Raw genomic sequence first — 11,727 nt, 5'->3', positions numbered from 1 at the left:
TCAGTTAACCATCCCCCCCGAACTGAGCCGGGGACCATCGGATTCCAGGTCATTATTCATCTGGATGATGGTCATGGCACCGGCAATACCGTCTACCGTCAGGCCTTTCTGCCCCTGGTACCAGCGAATCTGCTCTTCCATGGGCATGCGGTTTACGCGGTTTTCCTCTTCACGGGAACCGGAATAACGGCTGGCCAGCTCCATCATCCGCGAGCCCATCCATATCTGTTCTGAAATGCCGTCGTTATCGCCGTTCCCGCTCTGCTGAATATGGGATGGCGCTTCCCACAACACCGTGAATTCGCCAAACCAATAGGGCTCCAGGCTGGAAAAGCTTACGTCCCGCTGGCCCTCCGGAAGCTCAATGGTGGCACGGTTCTTCTCGAGGCCACTCAGTACTGCGTAACGGCTGTCACCGTCACCATTGCGAAGTTGCAGAATGGCAGGCCGGTTCAGGTATTCCAGGCTCCTGCGGGAGCCCCGGTTCTCAAGGCAGCGCAGGCCCTGATCCTCGGCATAGCGACAGGCCACCGGATTGTCGGAAGTGCTGTATTCCCGCCCCCACACACTGAACAACTCCCGGAACGCTACCGGCAGAGGCAGCGTGTTCGCGGGAAACTCAAAGCCTGGCAGTGACTCCTCCTTTGCCATTTCCGGCACTGGGGAAGGCCCTGTTGAGAGCTCCGGTAATGGTTCCGCTGATGGCTCTTGCATAGGTTCCGCTGATGGCTCTTGCATAGGCCCCGCTGATGGCTCTTGCATAAGCTCCGCTAACGGCTCCACACGCTCAATGGTGCCGGACAGGACTTCGCTGTCTGCTCCGGCGGACGCATCGGGGGTCATCCAGCCGGCCCCTGGCAAACGGTCCAGCGCCCAGGCGGTCATGATAACGGCGATCACCAGGCTGGCTGCCACCAGCACAAAGTCGGGTATGCCGGAAAACACGCCAGAACCCCGGCGGGGCCGGTTTCCGTTCACTTCACGGGCTGCGGTGCGTATATGGCCAGCACGGATCTGGTGCTCGCCTTCCGCATAAGCCCCCAGTAACGCCCGATCGCTGATCAGGTTGATCAGCCGTGGCACCCCGTGGCTGGCTCGGTACAACGCCCGCACTGCCCCATCGGTGAAAATCTCACCGCGAAGGCCGGCAACACTGAGCCGGTAGCGCAAGTAGGCTTCTATCTCCTCTCGGCCCAGAGCATCCAGGTGATAACGGGCCGTGACGCGCTGATTCAACTGCCGCAACTCCGGCAACTCCAGAATGTCCTGCAGTTCCGGCTGGCCCAGCAGCACAATCTGCAACAGCTTTTTCTCGGCGGTTTCCAGGTTGGTCAGCAGGCGCAGTTGCTCCAGTACCTCGGCAGACAGGTTCTGGGCTTCGTCGATCATCAGAACCTTGTGACGACCGGCGGCATGGGCCTTGAGCAGATCATCGTTGATCAGCCCCACCAGTTCCTTGATAGACGACCCTACCGGGTGGGCGATCTCCAGTTCATCGCAGATGGAGGACAACAACTCCCGGGCGGACAACCGGGGGTTCAGGATCAGCGCGATATCCACGTGGCCCGGAACATTCTCGATGAAACAGCGGCTGACGGTGGTCTTGCCGGTGCCAACTTCACCGGTGATCACGATGAAGCCGCCCTGCCCCTGTACGCCATACATCAGGTGCGCCAGCGCTTCCTTGTGGCGCTCGCTGAGGTACAGGTAGCGGGGATCAGGGGCTATCGAAAACGGAGGTTCCCGAAAACCGAAGAAATCGTAGTACATGAGTGTCCAGTCAGGTGCTCAGGCGGAGCTTGCGGGAGCCGCCAACGGGCTCCCCGGCTATCGCGGTATCATACCGCCCGGCTCCCGGGGCTGTCATCTCATGATGTGCCGGAATCCGCACTGCTTACCAGTCTTAACTCAGCCGTAGACCGGCGCTGTTCCATTTTCAGCCTGTGAATACAGCGTTCCAGCGTCTTCGAAATCCGGGCATGGGAGCGGATCATCGAGATCTTCGGCCAGGTTGCCCGCTCTCCCTGCAGTATCATCTCACGCACCCAGGCCGGATCGGGGTTGGCCAGCATACGGCGGTAATCCTTCAGACGGTATGACGGTGAAATGGTCACATCACCGGAATAACGCTGCCCCATGATGGTATGCATCTGGCCCGACAGCTGCCGCAGAATCTCTGGCTGCACCCTCTTGCGCAGGTAATCGAAAATGCCCTGGCCGTGAAACTGGATCTCCGATTTCAATAGGTGCATGGGCAGGCTGGCGAGACTGACCTTCTCGTCGCGACCACGTCGATGGAGAAACGGCACCACGTGGGGATTGGTCTGGCTGACAATGGTGAAATTCACATCGTACAGGTGCATCAGTCGTTCAATCGGCAGGTCACTGACCACAGAACCGTCCACGAATTTCAGGCGGGACATGTAGGGCAGGATATTGCCCTCGATGTCTTTTTTCATCAGCGGTACCGGCGGGAAAATACCGGGTACCGCCGCACTGGCCAGAACCGCACTCCAGACCAGCAGATAGGGAGAAGTGTAACCACACAGCAAGCGGGCTTTTTGATGCGTCTGAACCGGCGACACGCTCACATTGATGGAACGACCGCTCTTCTGGAAGGCTTCCTCGAACGTGTATTCCCCGATGTTGGCCCGCAGGCAGGTTTTCAGTTGCTCCTGGTCCATCAGGCCGTCGCCACGAATGGCACTGAACAGGCCGCGCCATTTCCAGGCCTTGAGATCGTGATTTTCCGGCACCAGCATTTCCGGTACTTCGGGATCACTGTGAACACCCAGTATGCCCGCAATAATGGCGCCGATGCTGGAGCCTGCAATCACCTGCGGCAACAGGCCCTTTTCCCAGAGCGCCTTGATCACCCCGAAATGAAACATACCCAGGGTTGCGCCGCCGCTTAACAACAGCGCTGGCCGGCCATAACTGGTGAGGGTATCGCGGAAGAACTGCAGCTTGTCGGCAACGGGGAAGCCGGGCACTCTTGTATCGCACAGGAAATCCAGGGACTCACAAACCTGGGTAATGTATTCCTCAATAAGATGCTTGGTGCCCACATGGGACCGGGTGTACAGAGCAGTGTTGCCCATGTTGCCGAGGTCGTGATGGAGGCCTTCCCGCAGAGCACGCTTCAGGCGCTCGAAATCGTTCTGCTGGCGGTAGCTGCGAAGGTTGCTGAGGCGGTCGTAGATCAGTTCATAGTGGTACAGGTCAGAGGCAAAGTCCTCTTTCCATTCGGCATTGCCTTCCAGAAAATCCAGTTCCAGGGCGGCCGCCTTCCACACCTCATAATTGGGCGCCTCCGCCAGCATCTTGCGGAACTTACGGATACGGTCATCGACCATCAGGGTAACCTCCTTTGTTCCAGCAATTCCCTTCCTTCAGAAATCCTCGAGCATCAGATCCTCATCATCGTCGCTGGCGAATGGATCATTCACTGTGCGGCCATCGTTAATCAGATAGGCACGGCGCTGAAGGTAGGCGTTCCGCACAAACGTATAGTTATCACCAGACATGAAGGCTTCTGCGGGGATCAGGTCGGCACGCTTGTCCACAACCTGCAACGCCCTGGCGTAGTAGACATCCGGGCTTTCCGCGAGGTCCCAGGCTGAGGGCAATACCAGCATATCCGTGGCAAAACCGCCAAAGTCCCTGGGGTTTGACGGCCCCAACAACGGAAGCATCAGATAAGGACCGGATTCCATGCCCCAGTACCCCAGTGTCTGGCCAAAATCCTCCGGCCGTTCTGGCAGCTCAAACATGGTGGCCACGTCGATGAATCCACCAAGCCCAAACACAGTGTTGTAGGTAAACCGCCCGGCGGCAACCACCGCCGATTCGCCCTTGAGCTGGAAGATACTGTTGGCGAAATTACGAAGTTCCGTCAGGTTGTTGAAAAAGTTGGTTACCCCACGGTCGGCGAAACCCGGCATAATGGTGCGATAACCCTTGGCAACCGGCCTCAGAAACCAGTTATCAATGGTTTCATTGAAACGGTATACCTTGCGGTTCCAGTTCTCGTAGGGATCAACCTCACTGGCCGGGGCGCCAACCTTCTGATCAGCCATGTCCGGATTGGCAGGCTGGACGGTTTGGGCAGTTGCGCCACCAGCAAACAGGAACAGTGCAAACAGGGCGCCGCATAAAGAGGGCCGGAAAAAAAATTGTCTCATCATCAGACCTGAGGTTGTTAAAAAAGGAGCAAACCGATGTCAGTACCCGGAAATCTTGTCAGCACCATCTCCATGCCACTGCGCTGGGGTGATATGGACGCATACGGTCACGCCAACAATACGGTTTTTTTCCGCTTCTTCGAAGAGGCCCGCATTACCTGGCTGGCATCCCTTGAGCTGGGTGCGGAAAACGACCCTGATGGTCCGATCATTATAAAGACCAGCGCCACCTTTCTGAAGGAGCTTTCGCACCCGGCAACCGTCGAGGTAAGAACATACGCTGACAAGGCAGGCAATTCCAGCCTCGACACCTATCACACCCTGACCGATATCGAGAGCGGGGAGCTTTACGCGGAAGGCTACGCAAAGATAGTCTGGTTTGACCGCACCAATCGCAAGTCCATGGCCCTGCCAGACAAACTCAGGGCGCTGGCGGCCGGCTGAACCAACCGCCACCACCCTTCATGGCTTCACTCTAGCGGCGGCGAACCACAACGCTGCCGATGGAGTAGCCGGCACCAAACGAGCAGATGACACCCAGTTCGCCAGCGGTAAAATCATCCTTGTGCTTGTGGAAAGCAATGATGGAACCGGCAGAACTGGTGTTGGCGTATTCGTCCAGAATGACCGGCGCCTCTTCCGTATCCGCATCACGCCCCAGTACCTTGCGGGCAATCAGCTGGTTCATGTTCAGGTTGGCCTGGTGCAGCCACATGCGCTTGAGGTCATCCGGCGCCAGCGACAGGCTGGACAGCTGCTTGAGGATGGTCTCCGCCACCAGCGGCGATACTTCCTTGAACACCTTCCGGCCCTGCTGGACAAACAGCTTGTCCGGCTTGTTGATCCCGGACTCATCACCCCGGTTCAGGAAACCGAAGTTATTGCGGATGTTATTGGAGAACTTCGTCAGCAGGCTGGTTCCCAGTATTTCGAAACCCTGACTTTCAGCTACATCGGCGTCCCGTTCAACCAGGATGGCGGTGCAGGCATCGCCGAAAATGAAGTGACTGTCGCGGTCGCGGAAATTCAGGTGGCCGGAACAGATTTCCGGGCTTACCACCAGCACAGCCCTGGCTGTGCCATTTTCGACAGCGTTGACCGCTGCCTGCAGGCCGAAGGTGGCTGAGCTGCAGGCCACATTCATGTCGTAGGCGAAGCCCTCAATGCCAAGGGCATCCTGAACTTCCACGGAAATGGCCGGGTACGGGCGCTGCATATTGGAGCAGGCGACGATAACCGCATCCACATCAGAGGCAGACTTGCCGGCTTGTTTCAGGGCCTCGTTGCAGGCTGCAACCGACATCTCACACTGCACCGACGGTTCGTCGTTGCTGCGGTCCGGTATATTGGGGCACATCCGCTCCGGGTCCAGAATGCCTTCCTTGTCGATGACATGGCGGCGCTTGATGCCCGAGGCTTTCTCGATAAATGCAGACGAGGAAGGCTGAAGTGGCTCGACATCCCCGCTGGCAATGTCGTCGGCATGACGGGCATTGTGGAGTTCCACGAAGGCATTGAATGCCTCCACCAGCTCGTCGTTGGTAATGGTTGCTGGCGGTGTGTACAACCCGGTCCCGCTGATAACGGCTCTAATCACGCTCACCCCACGTAGTAGGTCGGATTTACCCGTGAAGGGCACAATGAGCCACAGGCGTAATCCGACATAGATATGAATGCACCAATATTGGCCAAATACTAACACAGTCTCAAAGTTTTGCCCGCGGGTACAATCGTCTTAGATCCTCGTTTTCTCCCACTGCCTGTCCAGGCGCTTAACAGAGACCGGTACAGCAGTACCAAGTTGCTGCGCAAAGAAGGATACCCGGAACTCTTCCAGCATCCAGCGATAGAGCACCAGCTCCGGATCCCGAACCCCCTGGCGTTGCTGCTCATCCCGTTTGCTGGCGTAGCGGGACCACAGGGGCTCCATGGTATGCAGGAACTCCCGCTCCCTGCCAAGTTCCCTGGGCATTTTTTCGAAACGGAGACTGGCGGCCTCGAAATAACGGCCAAAATGCGCCAGCCATTCCGGCGGCGTTGCCACGAGAAATCCCGGATAAACAAGGTTTTGAAGCTGAAACTTCAGGTCCGCCATACTATTGGCCAGCGCCAGGCTGATTTTGCCTTTCAATTGCTTCATCACGCCGTGGTAGCCGGTCATGGCCTGATGCAGCCTTTCGTCTGCTTCCTCCAGGGCCGGGATGAACTCCGCCCGGCCGGCGTCGAACACCTGCTCGAAGGACGTGCTGTCACGGGGGACATCGCCCGGCACAAAATGCTGCATGGCGGTTGCCAGCAAAAGGTCATCAAGCAGCACCCGAGCCTTGCCCACCGGCGCAAACATCAGCGCCGAGGCCTTGAAGTGGGGTAACTTCCGGTCGATGTCGTCCAGCCTGCTGCCCAGCCGGATCAGGATCAGCCGCGCCACAGCCTTGCGCGTAGCGTCATCCGCTGTCAGGCGGTCCAGGAATCGGGTCTGGCGCACCGAATCACCCTGATCTTCCAGCGCCGGGTACACGGTGACTTCCATGCCACCTTTCTCGGTTCTGACGGATTGCGGAAGCTCGCCGAAATCCCACCCGGTCGATGTCCTGGCAGGCTCATCACCCGGCTGCTTTTGGGTGGCTGACGTCAGCGCCGCTTCCGCCCGGCCTTCCAGTTCGCTCTGCAGTTTTTCCGTTTCCCGGCCCTCGGCAATGGGTTTGCCGGCGTCATCCACTACCCGCAGGTTCATTCGCAGGTGCCTGGGCAACTCCTCTTGTGGCCAGGCATCGGGGTCAATCCGCACTCCGGTCATGCGTCGCAGCTGTTCGCCCAACTGCAGTGCAAGGGGTTCATTGGAGGGCTGGAGATTCTCCAGCGCCGCTTCCACAAAGTCCGGCACCGGCACAAAGTTTCGCCGCAAGGCCTTGGGCAGACCCTTCACCAGGGCAATGCACTTCTCCCGTAACAGCCCGGGCACCAGCCATTCCAGACGCCTGGCAGGCAGCTGCTTCAGGGCCATCACCGGCGCCTGCAGGGTGACGCCATCCCGCTCGCTGGTGGGCTCAAACTCGTAACTCAGGGGGTAACGCACACCCTCCCACTCCAGGTAATCCGGGTACAGGGCACCCGCCTGCTCGTCCACCGGGCGCTGGAGAATATCGGACTCCGTAAGCTCCATGTTACGGAGTTCGTCGGCGCTGAGCTGCTTCCACCAGCTTTCGAAATGCCGCCCACTGACAATGTCGGCGGGCAGGCGCTGGTCGTAGAAATCCACCAACACTTCGTCTTCCACCAGCAGGTCCCGGCGCCGGGTCTTACGCTCCAGGTTCTCGACGGTATCCAGCAATTCCCGGTTGCGGGCAATGAACGGTGCTTTGGACTGGTAATCCCCTTCCACCAGCGCATGGCGGATAAACAGGTTGCGGCATTCGGCCGGATCGACCTTGCTGTAGGGAATCCGCCGTTTGGGGATGATATCGAGGCCGTACAGGGAAATCTTTTCGTAGCCCATCACCTGGGCGCGCTTCTGCTCCCAGTGGGGCTCGAAGTAGTGATGTTTCACCACATGGCCGGCAAGGGGCTCGATCCATTCGGGCTCAATCTTTGCCACCACCCGGGCAAACACCCGGCTGGTTTCGACGATTTCAGCCGCGACAATCCACTTGGGCCCGGCTTTTGACACCTTGGAGCCGGGAAAGATCATCACCTTTCGATTGCGGGTGGCGAGGTATTCCTTCTTTTCCAGCTTGACGGCCACATGCCCCAACAGGCCGGCCAGAATGGCCTTGTGGAGCGCTTCGTAACTGGCGGTTTCCTTGTTCAGACTGAGCTTCTGTTCGCGACAGATCAGCGTGAGCTGGCGATGGATGTCACGCCATTCCCGCATCCGCATCCAGGACAGGAAGCTTTTCTGACACACCTTCTTGAGCTGGTTCTGGGACAGTTCCTGGCGTTGTTCCTCGTAGAAATTCCAGATGTTCAGGAACGTCAGGAAGTCGGATTCCTTGTCGTTGAACGGCGCATGGGCCTGGTCGGCGGCCTGCTGCTTGTCCTGCGGCCGCTCCCTGGGGTCCTGGACACTGAGGCCGGCGATGATCACCAGGGTTTCCGCCAGGCTGCCCTGTTCCGACGACGTGACCAGCATGCGGGCCAACTGCGGGTCCAGGGGTAACCGCGCCATGGTGCGCCCAAGGCCGGTGACCCGCCGCTTGTCGTCCACCGCCCCCAGTTCTTCCAGCAGTTTGTAGCCGTCGTTGATCAGGCGGGCGTCCGGCGGCTCCAGGAACGGAAAATGCCGGATGTCTCCCAGCCCGGAGGTGGTCATCTGCAGGATGACGGACGCCAGGTTGGTGCGAAGGATCTCCGGGTCCGTGTATTCCGGCCGGTTGATAAAGTCGGTCTCGTCATAGAGCCGGAAGCAGATACCCGGTGCCACCCGGCCACACCGCCCTGCCCGCTGGTTGGCACTGGCCTGGGACACCGGCTCGATGGGCAGGCGCTGGATTTTGGAGCGTACGCTGTAACGGCTGATCCGCGCCACGCCGGTGTCGATCACGTAGCGTATACCCGGCACCGTCAGGGAGGTTTCCGCCACGTTGGTGGAAAGCACGATTCGCCGGCCGCGGTGACCCTGGAATATCCGGTTCTGCTCCTGGTTACTGAGGCGTGAATACAGCGGAAGCACCTCGGTATGGCGCAGCTCCGCGTGGCGCAACACCTTGCTCAGGCTGCGGATTTCCCGCTCTCCCGGCAGGAATACCAGCACATCGCCCGGGGGTTGTTTTTCCGCCCGCTCGTGTTGCTCGATCTCCTCCATGGCCCGCAGCACGCCGTCGGTCCAGCCCTGGTCACGATCATCCTCGTCACCGGTCAGGGGGCGATAGCGGATATCCACCGGAAAGGTGCGGCCGCTGACTTCAATCACCGGGGCATCGTTGAAGAACTGGCTGAATCGCTCCACCTCAATGGTGGCGGAGGTGATAATGACCTTCAGGTCCGGGCGTTTGGGCAGAAGCTGCCGCAGGTAGCCCATCAGAAAATCGATGTTGAGGCTGCGTTCGTGGGCCTCGTCGATAATCAGGGTATCGTAACGGTCGAGAAACCGGTCGTGCTGGACTTCCGACAGCAGGATGCCATCGGTCATCACCTTCAGTCGTGACTGCTCGGAGGTGGTATCGGTGAAGCGTACCTGGTAGCCCACCTGGCCCCCGGTCTGCTCTCCGAGTTCCTCGGCAATGCGGCCGGCGACGGTGCGGGCAGCAATTCGCCGCGGCTGGGTATGGCCAATCAGCCCGCGAATGCCGCGGCCGCTGTTCATGCAGATCTTGGGAATCTGGGTGGTTTTACCAGAACCGGTTTCACCGGCAATGATCACCACCTGATTCTGTTCGATGGCCTCGCGAATATCATCGACCCGGTCCGATACCGGCAACGATGGGGGAAAGGTGGCGGGCTTGTGCAGCGCCAGGCGGTCCCTGACCCTGGCCTGACCGCGGTCAAGCCATTGCGCCATTTTCTCGAGGTCTTTCTGCCCCGGGTGGCCTTTTTTACGGGCCACCAGCTTGTGAATACGGGCTGCTTCAATCTGGTTGCAGGTATCCAGCTGTTCCAGGACGGCCTTTACGGCCGCCCTGCTGTCTGGCGTATTCGCTGGCTGTGCTGGTGGGGCTTGTGTCATCGAACCTTTTACTTGTTGTTGGCTTCGTCCCGGAGCTCGCGGCGCAGGATCTTGCCAACGTTGGTTTTCGGCAGTTCTTCGCGGAACTCGAACGACTTGGGCACCTTGTAGGCGGTCAGGCGTTCACGGCAGAACTCTTTCAGTTCATTCTCCGTAACGCCTTCTGCAGTGGGCACCAGGAAGACCTTCACGGCTTCGCCGCTCTTGGCATCTTCCACACCGACAGCGGCACATTCAACCACTTTCGGGTGTCCGCTCACAACATCTTCGATTTCGTTCGGGAACACGTTGAAGCCGGACACGATAATCATGTCCTTCTTGCGGTCCACAATACGAATATACCCATCTTCCTGGATAAGGGCGATGTCGCCGGTTTGCAGGAAGCCATCGTCGGTAAAGGATTTCTGGGTGTCCTCGGGGCGCTGCCAGTAGCCGCGCATCACCTGCGGGCCCTTCACACACAGCTCGCCCGGCTCGCCAATCGGGGTTTCGTTGCCGTCATCGTCAATGGTTTTGACTTCGGTACCCGGGATAGGCAGGCCGATGGTGCCAAGCTGAATGGCACTGCTGGGGTTGAAGGTGACAACCGGCGACGTTTCGGTCATGCCGTAGCCTTCACTGATCTCACAGCCGGTGACACGCTGCCACATCTTTGCAGTATCACTGGTCAGCGCCATACCGCCTGAGGAGGTCAGCTTAAGCCCACTGAAATCCAGATCCTGGAACTCTTCGTTGTTACACAGCGCCACGAACAGGGTATTCAGGCCCAGGAAAGCCGTGAATTTGTAGTTCTTGAGTTCCTTGACGAAGCCCGGAATATCGCGGGGGTTCGGAATAAGCACGTTATGGGCGCCGGCTTCCAGCATGATGCCGCAGTTCAGGGTAAACGAGTAGATGTGGTACAGCGGCAGCGGTGCAACCACCACTTCCTTGCCCTCTTCCACCGTGTCTTCCATCATCGGGCGCACCTGCAGCAGGTTCGCCACCAGGTTGCCGTGGGTCAGCATGGCGCCCTTGGCAACACCCGTGGTACCACCGGTGTACTGCAGTACGGCGATATCGTCTTTCTTACACTCAACCGGAGTGAACTTTTCCTTGCTACCGGCGCTGAGAACCGCTGGCAATTTGTGGGCCTGTGGCAGGTTATAGGCCGGCACCATTTTCTTCAGGTGTTTTACCGCCGCGTTCATCAGCGTACGCTTCAGCGGAGAGTGCATGTCAGCAATTTCGGTAACAATGACATGCTCGATGCTGGTATGGGGGAGCACCTTCTCGGCGTTATTGGCCATGTTGGCCAGCACCACGAGCGCTTTGGCGCCGGAGTCGTTAAACTGGTGTTCCATCTCGCGGGTGGTATACAGCGGGTTGGTGTTCACCACAATCAGGCCGGCACGCATGGCACCGAACACAACAACGGGATACTGGGAAACATTGGGCATCTGAACCGCAATCCGGTCACCCGGTTTGAGGTCAGTCTTGTTCTGCAGCCAGGCCGCAAAATTACGGCTCTGGGTGTCCAGATCGCGATAGGTGAGCGTGGCGCCAACAGCGCTGAAGGCAGGCCGGTCGGCGTATTTTTTCACCGCCTGATCAAATACGTCCACCATGCTGGTGTACTTGTCCAGGTTTACGTCGCGGGACACACCGGCGGGGTATTTGTCCTGATAGAACTGCTCAAAATCCATCACCATCTCCTGTTAGGCGTTTGTGCTTATAATGTGTACCGATATCGGTTTGATCAAAAAATCAACCAGACAAAAGTATCAGCCTCGAAAAGTCGGGAGAGAATAGCAGTTTTGTGAACGATGAGGTAGTTTTCGAGGCAGGACTGTAGCTTCTACAACCAACAACCTGATTGGCAATTATTCCGTCAGGACCGCC

7 protein-coding genes are annotated in these 11,727 nt (G+C 58.5%); 1 reads left to right on the top strand and 6 read right to left on the bottom strand.

Annotated features, from left to right (window positions below; genetic code table 11):
* The 3 genes from QPL94_RS12125 to QPL94_RS12115 all read right to left on the bottom strand — a co-directional run bounded on the left by QPL94_RS12125 (position 1) and on the right by QPL94_RS12115 (position 4,184).
* Positions 1-1,770: an AAA family ATPase gene (locus QPL94_RS12125; protein ID WP_285357616.1), complete on the bottom strand. Its 1,770-nt coding sequence runs from the start codon at positions 1,768-1,770 to the stop codon at positions 1-3.
* Positions 1,771-1,868: 98 nt separating this feature from the next.
* A complete protein-coding gene (locus tag QPL94_RS12120) occupies positions 1,869-3,356 on the bottom strand; it encodes a DUF3336 domain-containing protein (protein ID WP_285357615.1) in 1,488 nt (495 codons plus the stop codon).
* Positions 3,357-3,392: 36 nt separating this feature from the next.
* On the bottom strand, positions 3,393-4,184 hold the full coding sequence (locus QPL94_RS12115) for an MlaA family lipoprotein (RefSeq protein WP_285357614.1): 792 nt from the start codon (positions 4,182-4,184) through the stop codon (positions 3,393-3,395).
* Between the two features lie 36 nt (positions 4,185-4,220).
* On the opposite strand from QPL94_RS12115, the gene QPL94_RS12110 reads away from it, so the two are divergent.
* Entirely contained in the window at positions 4,221-4,628 is a 408-nt protein-coding gene (locus QPL94_RS12110) for an acyl-CoA thioesterase (protein WP_285357613.1), read from the top strand.
* A 31-nt stretch (positions 4,629-4,659) separates the two neighbouring features.
* On the opposite strand, the gene QPL94_RS12105 is transcribed toward QPL94_RS12110, so the two are convergent.
* The 3 genes from QPL94_RS12105 to QPL94_RS12095 all read right to left on the bottom strand — a co-directional run bounded on the left by QPL94_RS12105 (position 4,660) and on the right by QPL94_RS12095 (position 11,531).
* Complete coding sequence (locus QPL94_RS12105) at positions 4,660-5,781, bottom strand: beta-ketoacyl-ACP synthase III (protein WP_285357612.1); 1,122 nt, start codon at positions 5,779-5,781, stop codon at positions 4,660-4,662.
* A 138-nt stretch (positions 5,782-5,919) separates the two neighbouring features.
* On the bottom strand, positions 5,920-9,846 hold the full coding sequence (gene hrpA / locus QPL94_RS12100) for an ATP-dependent RNA helicase HrpA (RefSeq protein ID WP_285357605.1): 3,927 nt from the start codon (positions 9,844-9,846) through the stop codon (positions 5,920-5,922).
* An 8-nt stretch (positions 9,847-9,854) separates the two neighbouring features.
* The gene (locus QPL94_RS12095) at positions 9,855-11,531 is read right to left on the bottom strand and encodes a long-chain fatty acid--CoA ligase (protein ID WP_285357604.1); all 1,677 of its coding nucleotides are present in this window, start codon (positions 11,529-11,531) and stop codon (positions 9,855-9,857) included.
* Between the last annotated feature and the right edge of the window lie 196 nt (positions 11,532-11,727).

Origin of the sequence: Marinobacter sp. SS13-12 (assembly GCF_030227115.1) — a bacterium.
Taxonomy (GTDB): Bacteria; Pseudomonadota; Gammaproteobacteria; order Pseudomonadales; family Oleiphilaceae; genus Marinobacter.
Note: the sequence above shows the minus strand (reverse complement) of the source record. Positions and strands in the feature narration are given on the sequence as shown.